Origin of the sequence: Pseudomonas sp. NPDC087697 (genome assembly GCF_044743155.1) — a bacterium.
Classification (GTDB): Bacteria; Pseudomonadota; Gammaproteobacteria; order Pseudomonadales; family Pseudomonadaceae; genus Aquipseudomonas.
This window is the reverse complement of the sequence record NZ_JBIUVW010000012.1, coordinates 61,036-77,513: the sequence shown is the minus strand read 5'-3', so window position 1 is coordinate 77,513 and position 16,478 is coordinate 61,036. Positions and strand designations below refer to the sequence as shown.

15 protein-coding genes are annotated in these 16,478 nt (G+C 59.3%); 3 read left to right on the top strand and 12 right to left on the bottom strand.

The window, feature by feature from the left end; genetic code table 11:
- Positions 1-179 precede the first annotated feature (179 nt).
- Positions 180-893, top strand: coding sequence for a phosphonate utilization transcriptional regulator PhnR (gene phnR / locus ACIPIN_RS11655; RefSeq protein WP_401118583.1), 714 nt, complete (start codon positions 180-182; stop codon positions 891-893).
- A 421-nt stretch (positions 894-1,314) separates the two neighbouring features.
- Here the strand turns inward: phnR and ACIPIN_RS11650 are convergent, their stop codons facing one another.
- The 7 genes from ACIPIN_RS11650 to minC all read right to left on the bottom strand — a co-directional run bounded on the left by ACIPIN_RS11650 (position 1,315) and on the right by minC (position 8,169).
- Positions 1,315-3,471 (bottom strand): mechanosensitive ion channel family protein, encoded by a 2,157-nt coding sequence (locus tag ACIPIN_RS11650; protein WP_401118582.1) that lies wholly within the window; start codon positions 3,469-3,471, stop codon positions 1,315-1,317.
- A gap of 78 nt (positions 3,472-3,549) precedes the next feature.
- Positions 3,550-3,726, bottom strand: a complete 177-nt coding sequence (locus tag ACIPIN_RS11645; RefSeq protein WP_167368545.1) for a hypothetical protein — start codon at positions 3,724-3,726, stop codon at positions 3,550-3,552.
- Positions 3,727-3,891: 165 nt separating this feature from the next.
- Complete coding sequence (locus ACIPIN_RS11640) at positions 3,892-5,181, bottom strand: M18 family aminopeptidase (protein ID WP_401118579.1); 1,290 nt, start codon at positions 5,179-5,181, stop codon at positions 3,892-3,894.
- A 188-nt stretch (positions 5,182-5,369) separates the two neighbouring features.
- Entirely contained in the window at positions 5,370-6,005 is a 636-nt protein-coding gene (locus tag ACIPIN_RS11635) for an RluA family pseudouridine synthase (RefSeq protein ID WP_007940846.1), read from the bottom strand.
- Positions 6,006-6,164: 159 nt separating this feature from the next.
- Positions 6,165-6,419 carry a cell division topological specificity factor MinE gene (gene minE, locus ACIPIN_RS11630; RefSeq protein ID WP_019693048.1) on the bottom strand — a complete coding sequence of 85 codons (255 nt, stop codon included), beginning with the start codon at positions 6,417-6,419 and terminating at the stop codon, positions 6,165-6,167.
- On the bottom strand, positions 6,419-7,231 hold the full coding sequence (minD, locus tag ACIPIN_RS11625; protein ID WP_054593514.1) for a septum site-determining protein MinD: 813 nt from the start codon (positions 7,229-7,231) through the stop codon (positions 6,419-6,421). The genes minE and minD overlap by 1 nt, the downstream gene beginning before the upstream one ends.
- Before the next feature lie 200 nt (positions 7,232-7,431).
- On the bottom strand, positions 7,432-8,169 hold the full coding sequence (gene minC, locus ACIPIN_RS11620) for a septum site-determining protein MinC (protein ID WP_401118690.1): 738 nt from the start codon (positions 8,167-8,169) through the stop codon (positions 7,432-7,434).
- Positions 8,170-8,290: 121 nt separating this feature from the next.
- Between minC and ACIPIN_RS11615 the strand changes: the two genes are divergently transcribed.
- Both ACIPIN_RS11615 and ACIPIN_RS11610 read left to right on the top strand, forming a co-directional pair.
- Positions 8,291-9,223 (top strand): lipid A biosynthesis lauroyl acyltransferase, encoded by a 933-nt coding sequence (locus tag ACIPIN_RS11615; protein ID WP_401118575.1) that lies wholly within the window; start codon positions 8,291-8,293, stop codon positions 9,221-9,223.
- Between the two features lie 47 nt (positions 9,224-9,270).
- Positions 9,271-10,443 carry a patatin-like phospholipase family protein gene (locus ACIPIN_RS11610; protein ID WP_401118572.1) on the top strand — a complete coding sequence of 391 codons (1,173 nt, stop codon included), beginning with the start codon at positions 9,271-9,273 and terminating at the stop codon, positions 10,441-10,443.
- Positions 10,444-10,578: 135 nt separating this feature from the next.
- Here ACIPIN_RS11610 and ACIPIN_RS11605 read toward each other — a convergent pair whose 3' ends face one another.
- The 5 genes from ACIPIN_RS11605 to ACIPIN_RS11585 all read right to left on the bottom strand — a co-directional run.
- Complete coding sequence (locus ACIPIN_RS11605; protein ID WP_401118570.1) at positions 10,579-11,433, bottom strand: pirin family protein; 855 nt, start codon at positions 11,431-11,433, stop codon at positions 10,579-10,581.
- A 405-nt stretch (positions 11,434-11,838) separates the two neighbouring features.
- The gene (locus ACIPIN_RS11600; RefSeq protein WP_401118567.1) at positions 11,839-12,696 is read right to left on the bottom strand and encodes a hypothetical protein; all 858 of its coding nucleotides are present in this window, start codon (positions 12,694-12,696) and stop codon (positions 11,839-11,841) included.
- A 660-nt stretch (positions 12,697-13,356) separates the two neighbouring features.
- Complete coding sequence (locus ACIPIN_RS11595; protein WP_401118564.1) at positions 13,357-14,715, bottom strand: nucleobase:cation symporter-2 family protein; 1,359 nt, start codon at positions 14,713-14,715, stop codon at positions 13,357-13,359.
- Positions 14,716-14,915: 200 nt separating this feature from the next.
- Complete coding sequence (locus ACIPIN_RS11590; RefSeq protein ID WP_401118562.1) at positions 14,916-16,223, bottom strand: urate hydroxylase PuuD; 1,308 nt, start codon at positions 16,221-16,223, stop codon at positions 14,916-14,918.
- Positions 16,224-16,273: 50 nt separating this feature from the next.
- Positions 16,274-16,478, bottom strand: a 205-nt coding sequence (locus tag ACIPIN_RS11585; protein WP_401118559.1) for an ureidoglycolate lyase, incomplete at its 5' end; no start/stop codon positions are given.

Here is a 16,478-nt window from a genome sequence, read left to right as displayed (position 1 = left end):
CAGATGGCCGGTTTGCAAGGACTTGGCCGCTAATTTGCAGCGCTCTTGATCAACCGTTCGACGGCTTTGTCATCGATCAGTCATATGTATTGCCTAGGCTTGCAATACGTTTCAGGACGCGCTTTTTGGCGCGGTCCTGCCCAGAAACAGTGCTGGCCTAGTCCAGATAGGTAACGTTGATGCGCGAAGAGGCAACGAAAGCGGTGACAGCCATCGGTCAGGTGTTGCAGGAGCAGATCGATCACGGTCTGCTGGCGCCTGCGAGCAAGCTGCCGGCCGAGCGCAAACTCAGTGAGTTGTTCGGGACCACGCGGATCACTGTGCGTGAGGCGTTGTTGCAGTTGGAGGCGCAGGGGCAGATTTATCGCGAGGAGCGGCGCGGCTGGTTCGTTTCGCCACCGCGTCTGGCCTACAACCTGATGCAGCGTAGCCACTTTCACGCGATGGTCAGCGCCCAGGGGCGGGTGCCGTCGACGGAAGTGATTTCGGCGCGGTTGCAACCGGCGTCAGCGGCGGTGTGTGCCTGGCTGCAGTTGCCGGCGTTGTCGAGTGTGATTCAGATATGCCGTTCGCGGCGCATTGATGGGCGGTTGGTTTTGTATGTTGAGCACTATTTGAATCCGCAGTTCTTTCCGGGGATTCTGGAGTTCGATCTGAATCAGTCGATCACCGAGTTGTATGCGCGGCATTACGATTTGCACTATGGGCGGGTGCGATTCGAGATTGTGCCGACCGCGTTGTCGGTGGACGCGGCGGCGGCACTTCGGGTGTCTGTGGGGAGTCCGGGGTTACGGATTGCGCGGGTCAATTATGATCAGCATCAGCGGTTGATTGATTGTGATCTGGAGTTCTGGCGGCATGATGCGATTCATGTCGGGGTGGATGTCTTGTAGGCGCTGAGCTTGCTTGTTGGTGTACATATCTGTTGCTGCGGTCACGGCGGCTTAGGGTTTCGCCCTTACGGCGAGTCCCTTTTGTCAGACGCCACAAAAGGAACCAAAAGGTCTCGCCCCGAGCGTACGGCACCTCGCCTAGGCTCGGCGTCCCCTCGCTCCGGCATTCATCAGGGGGCATCGCCTACGGTCTGCTGCGCGACGACCTCCTCTCGATGTGTCCGGCTGCGCCGTACGGCGCTGCGCGCCAACCCCCTGATGAACACCTCCACTCGGCCTCCCGAAGGGGCGGGTGGGTCAAGATCAACAGCAACAGCACGGCGGCCTACCGGCCGGCCTGAGTGGTTGGGGCGTCGTTCCCACGCGCGGTAACGGAGTGCCGCCCCGGAGGCTCCGCGTCTGCTTTTGAGTGTGCGGTGCGTTATTCCTTTTCTAGACCGCCACCTGCCGTCACCACCTGAATGCTCATGCGTGGTGTCGCCAGATCCAGCCCCGCTTCATCCAGATGGCGTTTGAGTGACAGGTTGAATGCGCGCGACACTTCCCATTGTTTGATCGGTGCGGTCTTGAACCGTGCGCGCAGGATTGCGCTGCCGGACTCGAAACTCTCGACACCCTGGATCTCCAGCGGCGACCAGATGTTGCGGCGTTGCAGCGGGTCGGTGCGCATTTTATGGCCGACTTCGCGCATCAGTTTGATCGCGTCGTCGATTTCCATGTTGTAAGGCACCGCCACCCGGAAGATCGCATAGCCGAATTCCCGCGAGTAGTTCTTGATGCTTTTGATTTCACTGAACGGGATGGTGTGTACGATGCCGTCGATGTCCCGTAGTCGCACGGTGCGGATGGTCAGGCCTTCGACGGTGCCGAGGTGGCCGCCGACATCTACGTAGTCGTCGATGGCCAGGGAGTCTTCGATGATGATGAACAGTCCGGTGATCAGGTCGGATACCAGCGACTGGGCGCCAAAACCGATGGCCAGACCGATCACACCGGCACCAGCCAGCAGCGGCGTGACGTTCATGCCCATGTTGGCCAAGGCGACGATCAGCGCAATGATGAAAATCGTCACGAACAGCACGTTGCGGATCAGCGGCATCATGGTCTGCGCGCGTGCGTTGGCCAAGCCTTTGCGCGAGCGGGTGAGGGCATGGTGCACGGCGGTGTCGCTGAGGATCCAGATCAACCAGGCGAAGATCAGCGTGCCGCCCAGGCTGAACAGTTTGACACTGACTTCATGGCCTTCGCCCTCGGTGAAGCGGATCATCGACATGCCCCAGACCCGCAAGCCGAGCTCGATGAAGGTCAGCCACACCATCAAATGCGCAAGAGTATAGAAGAAGCTTTTGAGGCGATCCGAATACAGCGCGTGACGCTTTGCCCCGCGTTGTGGCTTGAGTGCATGGCGGCGGACCAGTCCGTTGATGACCATGCACAACACCAGCAGCACGGTGCAGATCAGCGATTGGCGCAGTGCGGTGCTGGTGTCGCCGGCGGAGACGAAGGTGGCGAACAGCGAGATCGCTACCAGCACCAGCGCGGGCAGGTACCAGAAAGTCCCGAGAATTTCGATGGTGTCGCTCAGTGCACGACGGGTCAGACGCCGTGACAATGGCTGGTTGCGGATCAGGTGGGCGATGGGCCGACGGAATCGCAGGATGAACAGACCGGTGAAAATCGCTGCCAGCACATTGGCGATGGTCGCGGTGGTGTGGGCCAGGTGAATGCCGAGACCGGTGACCAGTCGTGGGTCGTTCAAGCCTTCACCGAAGGCTGCAAAACTGCCGATCAGCCACAGCGGGCGGAAGGCCTGGTGCCGCAGGATGTACAGGGCGCGATGCCGATGCGGACCGTCGAGCACGGAAAATGCGATCACGCAGATCGCCGAGAAACAGGTGCCGACCACCAGTGCATAAGCCAGCACCATGGCCAGGTATTTACCCAGCGATGACGGCAGGGCATAGCTCATGTAGACGGTAATCAGCAGGGCGATCAGCCAGGGGCCGAGTTTGCGCAGGGCAAAGCGCAGCATGTCCCAGGTCTTGGGGTGTTGCGGCAATTCTTCAGTAAGGCCGAAGCGCGTTCGTACGCGATGACCGAGCCAGATCAGCGCGGCGGCGAGCAGGCTCCAGAGCATCAGAATCAAGGCGAAGGCAAAGAGCATCGGCAGCCATTCGCTGGCCGGCAGCATCAGCGCGCGCAGTTCGTCCTTGGCCAGGTCGAACTCGTCGGACCAGCGAGTGAGCGGGCTGTCGGCACCTGAAAACTGTTGTTCGAGGCTGGCCAGGGTGCCGCCGATCAAGCCGAGCACGCCTTCTTCGGTGGGTGTCTGGGCTTTTTTGCTGACGTCGCGCAGTTTCTTCAGATCGGCCAGCAACCTGCCTCGTTGCTGATCGTTTTCCAGCGATTTGATCACTTCGTCCAGCGATTGCCCCAGCGGTTCGGTCGCTTCCGGCTGGGCTTTTGGTGAGCCGTTGAGCAGGCTCGGCAGGCCGACGGCCTGAGCAGGGGCCAAGGGAAGCAGCATCAACAGGCAGATGAACAACGTAGACGGCAGGGCGAAAAGACGAGCGAACACTAGGCGGTCAACCTCAACAGGTGCAGGTCGAGCGAGTGTACGAGCGGGGAAAAACCAATGCGAGCGTAGTCAGCGCTTTTATTCGTTCAGTTTTGCGAGGATTTTGTAAATCACGGTGGCGAGGATCAGCAGCATGCCGATCCACATCGAGAACACCCCGGCGTTCTTGTCGCGAAAGTTGAAGCCGATGGCCAGCAGGATCATTCCCGAGAGTATGGGAATAAGCATGGAGTTGAATACAGACATCGAGATCATGGCGACAGCCCTGTCCAAGAAGGTGATGTAAGTCTAGGTGGCTTTTGTGCGACGTGGTGTCTCAGAAATGACCCGGTGGTGCTTTTGAAAAGATCGCAGCCTGCGGCAGCTCCTACGAAAACAAGCCCCGTAGGAGCTGGCGAAGCCTGCGATCTTTTAAAGCGGTTACGGCAACTCGCGGCACGCGTAGAAAGCGCTCAACACTTTGACCAGGTGCGCCAGGTCATGGCTGCCGCACAGTTCACGGATCGAGTGCATGGCAAATGTTGGCAGGCCGATGTCCACGGTGCGAACGCCCAGATGGCTGGCGGTGATCGGGCCGATGGTCGAGCCACAGCCCATGTCGCTGCGCACCACAAAGCTTTGTACCGGGACTTCTTCGGCCATGCACAGATGACGGAAGAACCCGGCAGTTTCGCTATTGGTGGCGTAGCGCTGGTTGCTGTTGACCTTGATTACCGGGCCGGCATTGAGTTTCGGGCCGTGGTTGGCGTCGTGCTTGTCGGCGTAGTTGGGGTGTACACCGTGGGCGTTGTCGGCCGAGACCAGCAGCGACTTCTGAATGGTGCGTACGAACTCGTCACCTTCAGGCAGCAGACGACGCAGGGTCTGTTCGAGCATCGGGCCGTCGGCGCCGCTCGCCGAGCAGGAGCCGACTTCTTCGTGGTCGTTGCACACCAGCACGCACGTCTCATCGGTTTCAGCCGTCAGCAAGGCTTGCAGGCCGGCGTAGCACGACAGCAGATTGTCCAGGCGCGCACCGGCAATGAAGTCGCCGTGCAGGCCGATGACGGCGGCGCTTTGGGTGTCGTAGAAACTCAACTCGTAATCGAGCACCACGTCGGCGTTCAAGCCGTGTTCCCGGGCCAACTGATCAGTGAGCACGGCGCGGAAGTCCACACGCTCGTCACCGGCAAATTGCGCAAGGATTGGTGGCAGCTCGGTCTGCGCGTTGATCGCCCAGCCCATGTTGGCTTCACGGTTGAGGTGAATGGCCAGGTTGGGAATGGTGGCGATCGGTGCCTTGAAGTCGATCAACTGGCTTTCGACCTTGCCGTCGCGGCGGAAGGTCACGCGGCCGGCCAACGACAAGTCGCGGTCAAACCACGGGGCGAGCAGTGCGCCGCCATAGACTTCGACGCCCAGCTGCCAGAAACCCTGACGTTGCAGTTCAGGTTGTGGCTTGACCCGCAGGCACGGGCTGTCGGTGTGGGCGCCGACCAGACGGATACCGTCATGTAGCGGGGAATTGCGGCCCATCTTGATGGCGACGATCGCAGAGTCGTTGCGGGTGACGTAGTAACGACCGTTGGCTTCGGTGGTCCAGGGCTCGCGCTCGTCAAGGCGCTGATAACCCGCCGCTTCCAGACGCTGAACAAGGCTGGCGGTGGCATGGAATGGGGTAGGGGAGGCCTTGAGGAAGTCGATCAGGCCTTGGTTCAACTCTTCGCGCATAAGTAGCTCCAGACAGCAGTGCCGGGAGTTTACCGTATTGATCGCAGGTTTGGCGTTGTGCGGAAATTTGTAGGAGCTGCCGAAGGCTGCGATCTGTTGATCTTTCGCTTTCAGGCAGCCACAGAGAATCGAAGTGCTGAGGGTAAAGATCGCAGCCTTCGGCAGCTCCTACAGGTACAGAGGATGGCTCAGAACGGTGCCGGGCACTCGAAGCGCAGGCGCTCGCCACTTTGTGGGTGGGTGAAGCTCAGCATGCTGGCGTGCAGGCACAAGCGCGGCCAGGCGGCCAGGGCTTGCGGGTGGGCGTAAAGCCCGTCGCCCAGCAGCGGATGGCCGATGGACAACATGTGCACGCGCAGCTGGTGCGAGCGACCGGTGATTGGCGTCAGTTCCACCCGGCACCAGTCGCCGCAACGTTCCAGTACGCGCCAGAAGGTCAGCGCATGTTTGCCAAATTCATGGTCCACGACGTGGCGGGGTTTGGTCGGCGGGTCGTAGCGCAGCGGTAAGTCGATGCTGCCGCTGTCCAGTTCCGGCTGGCCCCAGCAGAGTGCGGTGTAGGCTTTTTCGGTTTCGCGGTCGTGAAACTGCCGGGACAGTTCGCGATGGGTATCCGGGTCGCGGGCCAACAGGATGATCCCGGAGGTTTCCCAGTCCAGTCGATGGACGATGCGTGCTTCCGGGTAGCCGTTTTCTTGCAGACGGGTGATCAGGCAATCCTTGTTGTCATCGGCGCGACCGGGCACGGAGAGCAGCAGGGTAGGCTTGTCCACCACCAGTACGGCGGCGTCCTGATGGATGATGCGGATATTCGACAGCGGCATTAAAACAGCCTCGTAACAAACGTGTGGGAGCGGGCTTGCTCGCGAAGAGGCCGGAACATCCAACATCACTGTTGATTGTACCGACGCCTTCGCGAGCAAGCCCGCTCCCACATTAGACCGGCAGGTGTTCTGACTGCCGTGGTTCCCAGCCGGATCGACTCAGCGATCAGGCAGGGTGATATTGAGTTCCAGAATCGAGCAGCTGCCCTGGTTTTCCAGTGCGACGTGCACGTCATCGGACCCGATATTGACGTACTTGCGGATCACTTCGACCAGTTCCTTTTGCAAGGCTGGCAAGTAATCAGGGGTACTGCGCTGGCCGCGTTCATGCGCCACGATGATCTGTAGACGCTCTTTCGCTACCGACGCGGTGCTTACTTTTTTGTTGGCACGAAAGAAGTCAAAAAGATTCATTATCTACCTCCAAACAGGCGCTCGAAGAATCCCTTCTTCTCAACGTCAAGGAACCGGTGTTGCACGGTTTTGCCCAGCAGACGATCGACGGCATCGCTGTACGCCTGACCGGCGTCGCTCTGGTCGTCGAGAATCACCGGCACGCCTTGGTTGGAAGCCTTGAGTACGGCTTGCGATTCCGGAATCACGCCCAGCAGGGTGACCGCCAGAATCTCTTTGACGTCTTCGACGCCGAGCATTTCGCCGTTGCTCACGCGCTCTGGGTTGTAGCGGGTCAGCAGCAGGTGTTCCTTGATCGGGTCTTCGCCGTTTTCGGCGCGACGCGACTTGCTCGCCAGCAGGCCCAGCATGCGGTCCGAGTCACGTACCGAGGACACTTCCGGGTTGGTCACGACAATCGCTTCGTCAGCGAAGTACATGGCCAGGTGAGCGCCTTTCTCGATGCCCGCCGGAGAGTCGCAGACCACGAATTCGAAGTCTTCTTTAAGTGCCATGAGCACTTTTTCCACGCCTTCTACGGTCAGCGCGTCTTTGTCGCGCGTCTGACTGGCGGCCAGCACGTAGAGGTTTTCCAGACGCTTGTCTTTGATCAGGGCTTGCTGCAGGTTGGCTTCGCCGTTGACCACGTTGACGAAGTCATACACCACGCGACGCTCGCAACCCATGATCAAGTCGAGGTTACGCAGGCCGACGTCGAAATCGACGATGACTGTTTTGTGACCGCGCAAAGCGAGGCCGGTACCGATAGCGGCGCTGGTGGTGGTCTTACCCACACCACCCTTGCCGGATGTAACCACGAGAATCTTGGCCAAGGTGTTTCACCCCTAAGGAAAAAGGACTTTTAGCCCCTGAAAAACATCTCTTGAAAACTACTGCAGTCGGACAGCCTTGGCTGGAATCCGGCCTTGGGCGGGGTTTACCTCCGGTAAACGCTGCCTTATGCCTTTTTCCTACTTCGTTTGAGCCGTTTTCGCTACGTTTTAGAGATGCTTGGAAAATGCGGCAGTATCCGTTAAAGCCGAATGATGTTCAACACGTCGCCCGACAGGCTGACTTGTACGCCGGCCCCCCACAGAGGGTCGCGGCGCAGATCTTCGGAAACCTTGTAGTGACCGGCGATGGAGAGTAGTTCAGCGCTCAATTGCTGACAGAAAATCCGTGCCTTGGTGTCACCCTTTACACCCGCCAACGCACGACCGCGCATCGGTCCGTATACATGGATGTTGCCATCGGCGAGAAGTTCCGCCCCCGGGCTGACCGAAGAAATCACTATCAAATCGCCACCCTGGGCATAAATCTGCTGGCCACCACGTACTGGCGAAGTGATTATTCGGGTCGGTTTGATGGTCGGTTCAGGCGGTTTTTCCGGCTTTTTCCTGACTTCGCCTTCGTGCGGATCGATTGCACGCTCGCGCGCGCCAGACGGCGGCAGTACCGGCAGATCGACGGCAATGGCGGCGGCGATGTCTTCGATGCGGTTGGCGCGGATGGCCAGGGTGCGCAAGCCATGATGGCGGCAAACACGCATCAGCGCGGGCAGGTCGACAGCGCCTTCAGTGGCCGGGAGTTTGTCCAGGGCCAGCACCAGCGGCGCATTGCTGAAAAAGTTTGGCGCCAGGGCGACCTTCGCAGCCAGTTGTCGGTCGAGGCTTTCGAGGTCATTGCGGGCCAGTTCCAGCACCGTAATGGCGAGCATGCTGCCCTTCAACTGGAACACGGGATCTTGGTCTAGCGGTTCGGTTTGGCTCATGGTCGGCATAAAACGGCTTGTCACTAAAAGTGCCGAGACTTATAACGAGAACGCCCGCGAGCCGCAAGCCGGGTCGAACCGATGTAGAATGCGCGGCCTTGTTGTCTGTCCGGAATCGTCAATGGATCGCCCGCAATTTCGAGCTGCATTTTTTCTTCCGCGCTTTTGGCCGCTATGGTGCGGTCTAGGGCTGCTGTGGCTGGTCGTTCAGCTGCCGTATCCGCTGCTGGTGCGCCTTGGTCGCCTGCTGGGCGGCGGCATGTATCAGGTCGCCACCGACCGTCGGCGCATTGCCAAGCTCAACCTGGAACTGTGTTTTCCGGAAAAAACGCCTGCCGAGCGCAAGCGTCTGCTCAAGGAAAACTTCGTCTCGACCGGCATAGCCTTCTTCGAGATGGCCATGAGCTGGTGGTGGTCCCGGGCGCGTCTGGCGCGCCTGGCCCATGTCGAAGGGCTGGAGCACCTCAAACAGGCTCAGCGCGACGGCAAGGGCGTGATTCTGATGGCGTTGCACTTCACCACGCTGGAAATCGGCGCGGCGTTGCTCGGCCAGCAGCACACCATCGACGGCATGTACCGCGAACATAAAAACCCGCTGTTCGATTACATTCAGCGGCGCGGTCGTGAAAGGCATAACCTCGATTCGCTGGCGGTGGAGCGCGACGACGTACGCGGCATGCTCAAATTGCTGCGCGCAGGCCGGGCGATCTGGTATGCACCGGATCAGGACTACGGCGCCAAGCAAAGTATCTTCGTGCCGTTGTTCGGCATTCTGGCCGCGACCGTTCCAGCCACCAGCAAGTTTGCCAAGTTGGGCAAGGCGTTGGTGGTGCCATTCACTCAGGAGCGCCTGGCCGATGGCAGTGGCTACCGTCTGGTGATCCATGCGCCGCTGAGCGATTTTCCGGGTGAAAGCGACGAGGTTGACTGCATCCGGATTAACCAGTGGGTCGAAGATTGCGTGCGTGATTGCCCTGAGCAATACCTCTGGACCCATCGACGCTTCAAGAGCCGTCCGCCCGGCGAGCCGAAACTGTATGCCAAGCGCGGTTGAACCCACCCCGCCGAATTGAAAACCCCCGAGCACCATGGAGTGTTGCGATGAGTTCAGCTGAGCCGGTTACAGGTTTGATTCTTTCCGGCGGCGGGGCTCGGGCGGCGTATCAGGTCGGGGTGCTGGCGGCGATTGCCGAGCTGCTGCCGGCAGGTGCTGCCAATCCGTTTCCGGTGATCGTCGGCACCTCGGCCGGGGCGATCAATGCGGTGAGCCTGGCCAGTGGGGCGATGGACTTTACCGGGGCCATCGAGCGGCTGACCGCGTTCTGGCAGGGCTTTCGCAGCCATTTGGTGCTGCGCAGCGATTGGCCGGGGGTGATCAGCCAGGCTAGCCGCTTTGTCAGCCACAGCCTGCTGGGGATTGGCGCAAAAGTGCCGGTGGCACTGCTCAACAGCTCACCGCTGCGCGATTTGTTGAGCGACAAGCTGCACCTGTCCGGAATCAATGAAGCCATTGCGCAAAAGCAACTGCACGCCGTGGCCGTCACCGCATTCGGTTATGAGTCCGGGCAAGCCGTGACGTTCTATCAGGGCGGCCGAAGCATTGATGCCTGGCTGCGCCATCGACGTATTGGTGTGCCGACTCAATTGACGGTCGACCATCTGCTCGCCAGTTCGGCAATCCCGCTGTTGTTTGCGCCCGTGAAGATCGACAACGAGTATTTCGGCGACGGTGCGGTCCGTCAGTCGGCGCCGATCAGCCCGGCCCTGCACTTGGGGGCGAGCAGGGTGCTGGTGGTGGGTGTCAGCGGCAACCCGCGCGGCGTTGATCCCGAGAATCCTTTGCAGCGTACCTACACCGGTCAGCAGCCGTCGTTGGCGCAGATCGGCGGGCACATGCTCAACAGTACCTTCATTGACAGCCTTGAGAGCGACATCGAGCTGTTGCAACGCTTGAACCAGTTCAGTCACTTGTTGCCCGCCAGTACCACGGCCCGCAGCCTCGGCGTAGCGCCGGTGGAGGTGTTGGTGATCGCGCCGAGTCAGCCGATTGATGAGATTGCCGCACGGCATCGGCAAGAACTGCCGGCAGCGTTGCGACTGTTCTTGCGCGGGCCGGGTGCGACCAGGACCAGCGGTGCCGGGGTGTTGAGTTATTTGCTGTTCGAGGCGGGGTATTGCAGCGAATTGATCGAGCTTGGCCGGCGCGATGCGTTGGCCAAGCGCGAAGAGTTGTGTCGGTTTCTGGGGTTGGAGGAGCCTGCAGTCCTGGCTTGAGGACTGCGGCGCGGCCATCGCGAGCAAGCTCGCTCCCACATTTAATCTATGTCGTGCCGATTATTAGCGGCGTTACACCGATCAAGTGTGGGAGCGGGCTTGCTCGCGAAGGCGTCCTTGCAGACGACGCAAAACTCAGGCGGTCAACCGATCATCGCGAAAATCACGCAGCGCCTGTTCGATCTCGTCCCGGGTGTTCATCACGAACGGCCCGTACTGCACGATTGGCTCACCCAGCGGTTTACCAGCGATCAACAACACCCTGGCCCCGGACTCGCTGCTCAGTTGCAGCTCACCTTCATCCGACAGGCGGACCAGTTTGCGGGTGCCGACGCTCTGGATTTGCCCCGGCAACTCCACGCTGCCGTCATACACATAGAGCAGCGCCCGATGCCCATCAGGCAGTTTCGGCGTGATGCTGGTGCCTGCGGGCAGATGGAAGTCGAAGTAATACGGTTCCGTATCCGGCCGTTGCACCGCGCCAACCTGTTTAACCGCACCGTCGTCGAATAGACCGGCAATCACCACCACCTCGACGCCTTGCGCGGTTTTCAGTCGTGGAATGTCTGCCGGCTGAATGTCCCGATAACTGGCCGGATCGAGTTTGTGCTTGCCCGGCAGGTTCAGCCACAGCTGGAAGCCGCGCATCACGCCTTCTTCCTGCTCCGGCATTTCGCTGTGGATGATGCCCTTGGCGGCGGTCATCCATTGCACGCCACCGCCTTCCAGCAAACCGACGTTACCCAGATGGTCTTCATGGCGCATGCGGCCTTCGAGCATGTAGGTCACGGTTTCGAAGCCTCGGTGCGGGTGTGGCGGGAAGCCTGCGATGTAGTCGTCGGGATTTTCCGAACCGAACTCGTCGAGCATCAGGAACGGGTCGAAGCGTTCGACGCCCGCACCGCCGAATACGCGGGTCAACTTGACCCCGGCGCCGTCGGACGCGGGTTGGCCGGTATGCAGGCTTAGCACTTTGCGAAATTGAGTCATCGGTGCAACTCCTTGATCAGAGTGGAATGGCGCCATGCTATGCCAGACAGATTGATCAATGGTTGCGAATTTTTCGAGGGTTTGATCGGGTTGTTCGATGTGTTTGCGGTGAAGCAAAAGATCGCAGATGGCGCCGGGCCCTACACTCGATGCGCTTGCGTAGGTGCTGGCGAGGTCTGCGATCTTTTAACTTTGGATCAGAAGTGGTACTTCAGCAGCAAGCTCGTGGCGCTCTGATTGGTTGTGAAGTCCTGCGTGTCCTGGATGGCGTACTTCGAGGTTGGCGCACTTTACATATGCAATGCCGATGCGTGGAGACCCACGCATCGGTGCGGTTATTATCCATGGAGTGGATAAGCTGTATGCAATTGCCTGTGTAAGACAGTGTGCCTTCTGATTGGAGGCTTACAGATGCCATTCCAGGTTCAGAAACGGCGTATTGGCCTCGGTGCCAGGTGTGTATGCAGAGTTGTTACCGAACTTGTTATTCCAATATTCGTAACCCACCCCGGCAAAGAAAGTATCTTTCTTGCCGAAAGTGAGCTGGCCCACATCCACCAGTAAGCTGGCGTGCACGAGCGTCTCGCTCACGGTGTCGTTACCAAAGCCGTCCTTACCCTTGGGGGGGATGAAGTTGGCAAAGCCCTTGAACTTGAGCGGTACCGAACCGAGCTGGAATGGAATGCCCCAGGCGGTTTCCAGGTAGTAAGTGTCGTTGAAGCGGACATCGTGCTCCTGGGCGAACGACAAGCCATTGTGGTTGCTCTCGGAGCGGTACATCACACTCAAGTCCCAGAAACCTGGGACATCGAAATTGATAGTCGGACCGATGACGAGCATGCGTTTTGCCGGCGCGAAAGCAGTGTTTTTGGTGTTCCAGTCGAGGCCACCCGAGAGTGACCAGTCCCGAACGGGTCCCCACTTGAAGTCATGGCCGGAAATTTTGTTGAGTGAAAGTTGATGGCGATATATCGCATACACCTCGGTAGCGCCGTTGCCGCCACCGTCGGCCGGATCGTGTTTATCGGAAAACAGCACCTGTACGTCGAGGAAGTTGCTGCCGTATTTGTACCCATCAACATGCGTGAACTCGACTATATTCTTGGCTATCGGACCATCGATACCCGGCTCAGCGAAGCGGGTGCCATACAAGTAACTAATAGAGTTGTCGCTCCAATCGGCGGCTTGCACTGAAGTGGCCGCACTCAATACCAGAGCACTGAAGGCAAAGGTCTGGCGGACAAGCAACTTGCGGTTCTGCATCTTCTATTTCCTTGAGTAGTCGTCCCTTTCGGCTAAAGGGACTGTTTTTATATTTGCCGAGAAAATTTCGCAGTTGTACAAATAGTCTGAGTAGGTTCAAACCCCCATTTCCCTACTCGAATTCAGAGCGTACTCATCCCTGTCACAGCTAGGAAAACTCTGAAAAAAGCCCGGTTTTTATGAAATCAATGGCCTGTAATGTGCCTAATTACTGGGGCACTTTTTAGGGTGAGGACTTTTTCAGGCCATCCCAAAGAAAGAGCTGAGCCAAGGCTTTTAAAAAGCAAAAGAACGCCCATTCGGCTGCTGGAAAACAGTCGATCAAGCGTCCATTCGGTTTTTATTGGGATGTGCCTTGTGACCGTCCAGAGCCGGGGTAAGTTGGCTGTCTGGTCAGGAATTAAATCCAGGCTTTTTTTTAGACCGGATTCAGGCGGCCGTGGAAAATACTGGCTCCCGCGCCATGGCTCAAGCGCCCCGCAACGGAGCACCGCTATCAAGTCTGTCATCGTGTTGCTCCTCGATTGTTCTTATTGTTAAGGCGCAGACAGCCGCTGACGGCGACCGGTCGTATCGCCGGTCGGCCTGTCATGTGTGTACTTCGTGTCACGGGTGAAACCGGATAACGATGAAAGGGCGGGTGGGCCGTCCTGTTATCCGTCAGTGCTGATGAGCGTGGCAGTCATTGTTGGCGGCCCGTTCTGCGCCGCCGAGAATATTGAACAGCAGGTTCAACGAGAGGGCGCTGAGGGTCGCCATGGCAATGCCGCTGTGGGTGATCGGGCTCATCCACAATGGCAAGTGGGCGAAGAATTCCGGGCGAACCACCGGGATCAGGCTCATGCCGATACTCACCGCTACCAGCAACTGGTTGCGACGGTCGGCGATGTCGGCTTCCTGGAGGATCTTGATCCCGGTAGCCGCGACCATCCCGAACATCGCAATCGCCGCGCCGCCGAGCACTGCCGGCGGAATCGACGCCACCAGAAATGCCGCTTTGGGCAGCAGGCTCAACATCACCAGCAAACCGCCGGCAACGATGGTCACCGAGCGGCAGCGCACGCCGGTCATCTGCACCAGACCGATATTCTGGGCGAACGAGGAGTGGGTGAAGGTGTTGAAGAACCCGGCGAAGAACGATGCGCCGGCATCACACAACAAGCCGCGACGGAGCATCCGTGGGCAGACTTCCTGGCCGGTGATCTTGCCCAGCGCCAGGAACATTCCGGTGGACTCGACGAAGATGATCACCACCACCAGGCACATCGAAAGGATTGGCGCGAGATGGAATTGCGGCATACCGAAGTGCAGCGGGGTGACGATCTGCACCCACGGCGCCTGCGCCATGCCGCTGAGGTCGACCATGCCGATCAGGCCGCAGAGGATGTAACCCAGGCCCATGCCGATCAGTACTGAAATGTTGACCCAGAAACCGCGCATGAAGCGATGGATCAGCAGGATCGTACCCAGCACCAGAGCGGCGATGGTCAGGTAAACAGGGGATCCGAATTGTGCAGCGCCGTTGCCACCGCCGGCCCAGTTCACGGCCACGGGGAACAGCGATAAACCGATCGAGGTGATGACGGTGCCGGTCACCAGCGGCGGGAAGAAGCGCACCACCTTGGACATGAACGGCGCGATGAGCATGCCAAAGAACCCGGCGGCGATGGTCGCGCCGAAAATCCCTTGGAGGCCGATGCCAGGCATGCCGGCCATGGCCACCATACTGCCGACCGCCGCGAAACTGGCGCCCATCATCACCGGCATGCGAATGCCCATGGGACCGATGCCCAGCGATTGCACGACGGTTGCAATGCCGGCGACCAGCAGGTCGGCGTTGATCAGGAAGGCGGTTTCTTCACGGCTCAGGCCCGCGGCCTGGCCGATGATCAGCGGCACCGCGATGGCCCCGCCGTACATCAGCAGAACGTGTTGCAGACCGACCAGGATCAGTTGCAACAGGGGCAGTCGTTGAATGGCGGGTGCGTCGGGGATGCGTGCTTCGGATGACACGGACATGCAACACCTCGGATCTTTTTTATTCTTGTGATTGAACAGCTGCATCGGTGGCGGCAGTTGTTTTTGTAGCTCTATGGCAACCGCTTCGCGGTTGATCGCGGGCAAGCCTTGCTCCTACAGGTTTTGTGTCGTTCACCAATTATGCAGTCGACACAGATCCGTAGGAGCAAGGCTTGCCCGCGATGCTTTTCAACGGCGACTCAGTTGGTACGGGCTCCCTGGTTGATCCAGGCGCCGATCAGGTCGCGTTCCTGCTGGGTCATCTGCGTGATGTTGCCCAACGGCATGATCTGGCTGGCGACGGCCTGAGCCTGGATACGCGGGGCGTTTTGGCGGATCTGTTCTGGTGTATCGAACATCACGCCGGCCGGTGCTGCGCTGAACAGCGGGCTGGTCGGTTTGGCCGAATGGCAGACCGCGCAACGTTCCTGAATCACGCTGTGTACCTTGCTGAAGTCCGGGCCGCTTGCTGTCGAGGCTTGCGCCGGTGCAGCAGGGGCGGATGGCGCAGCAGGGGCTGCTTCAGCGGGTTTGGCACCACCACCGAGGGCGGTTTCCGGCAACGGTTGGTACTCTATCTTCGCCGGTGCCTTGGCCACTTCCGGAGTGTTCATCGGCGCAGGGCCGGTGACGTAGGCCAGGCAGATCATGCCCACTGCCGCGACGGGCAGGGTCCAGGCGAACTTGTGGCTTTCGTGGCGAGTGTTGAAGTAGTGACGCACCAATACCGCCAGTACCGCAATCCCGGCCAGGATCAACCAGTTGTACTGGCTGCCATAAGTGCTCGGGAAGTGGTTGCTGATCATGATGAACAGCACCGGCAAGGTGAAGTAGTTGTTGTGACGCGAACGCAGCAAGCCTTTGGCTGGCAGTGCCGGATCCGGCGTGCGGTTCTCGGCGATGGCCGCTACCAGTGCCCGTTGGGCCGGCATGATGATGCGGAACACGTTACCGACCATGATGGTGCCGATGATGGCGCCCACGTGCAGGTATGCACCGCGACCGCTGAACACTTTACTGAAGCCGTAAGCGGCGCCAATGATCAGCACGAACAGGATGAAGCCGAGCAGGGCAGGGCGTTTGCCCAGGGCCGAGTCGCACAGGAAGGAGTAGATGAACCAGCCGATGAACAGCGAGCCGAGGCCGATGGCCACACCTTCAGGTCCGCTCAAGGTGCTGCCAGGTGCCAGCAGGTACAGCGTCGGGTTGGAGTAGAACACCACGCACAGCAGCGCGATCCCCGACATCCAGGTGAAATAGGCTTCCCATTTGAACCAGTGCAGGTTGTCCGGCATGGTCGGTGGGGCCAGTTTGTATTTCTCCAGGTGGTAGATCCCGCCACCGTGAATTGCCCAGAGATCGCCGGCCAGACCGTTTTTCGGGTTGACCCGATTGAGGTTGTTTTCCAGCCAGACAAAGTAGAACGACGCGCCGATCCAGGCCACGCCAGTGATCATATGAACCCAGCGTATGCTCAGGTTCAGCCATTCCATCAAATGTGCTTCCACAGTCTTTACCTCTCGCCTGTCACTCTGTAGTCGAGTGATCAGACCTTCTCTTATTGGTGGGGGGCGAGGATCAAACGCTCATCCTCTTTGAAAAAATGCTCATCGCAGTTATTGCCTGTGCCACTGCGATCAACCACCAGGAAGTCATCCCGCTTTTCGATCGTCAGCACGGGGGGGGGCCCATCGCCGGGTGGGTATTTAATGCGCTGCGTGCCGTTGGGGACGAAGGCGCGGAGCCCGCGTGCTACTGGTTCA

What these genes read in the sequence shown, in the direction of transcription:
- ACIPIN_RS11600 (WP_401118567.1), bottom strand. Translation starts at nt 12,696, where the DNA reads ATGCAGAACCGCAAGTTGCTTGTCCGCCAGACCTTTGCCTTCAGTGCT.
- ACIPIN_RS11605 (WP_401118570.1), bottom strand. Translation starts at nt 11,433, where the DNA reads ATGACTCAATTTCGCAAAGTGCTAAGCCTGCATACCGGCCAACCCGCG.
- minC (WP_401118690.1), bottom strand. Translation starts at nt 8,169, where the DNA reads ATGAGCCAAACCGAACCGCTAGACCAAGATCCCGTGTTCCAGTTGAAG.
- minE (WP_019693048.1), bottom strand. Translation starts at nt 6,419, where the DNA reads ATGAATCTTTTTGACTTCTTTCGTGCCAACAAAAAAGTAAGCACCGCG.
- ACIPIN_RS11635 (WP_007940846.1), bottom strand. Translation starts at nt 6,005, where the DNA reads ATGCCGCTGTCGAATATCCGCATCATCCATCAGGACGCCGCCGTACTG.
- ACIPIN_RS11595 (WP_401118564.1), bottom strand. Translation starts at nt 14,715, where the DNA reads ATGTCCGTGTCATCCGAAGCACGCATCCCCGACGCACCCGCCATTCAA.
- phnR (WP_401118583.1), top strand. Translation starts at nt 180, where the DNA reads ATGCGCGAAGAGGCAACGAAAGCGGTGACAGCCATCGGTCAGGTGTTG.
- ACIPIN_RS11610 (WP_401118572.1), top strand. Translation starts at nt 9,271, where the DNA reads ATGAGTTCAGCTGAGCCGGTTACAGGTTTGATTCTTTCCGGCGGCGGG.
- ACIPIN_RS11645 (WP_167368545.1), bottom strand. Translation starts at nt 3,726, where the DNA reads ATGATCTCGATGTCTGTATTCAACTCCATGCTTATTCCCATACTCTCG.
- ACIPIN_RS11615 (WP_401118575.1), top strand. Translation starts at nt 8,291, where the DNA reads ATGGATCGCCCGCAATTTCGAGCTGCATTTTTTCTTCCGCGCTTTTGG.
- ACIPIN_RS11640 (WP_401118579.1), bottom strand. Translation starts at nt 5,181, where the DNA reads ATGCGCGAAGAGTTGAACCAAGGCCTGATCGACTTCCTCAAGGCCTCC.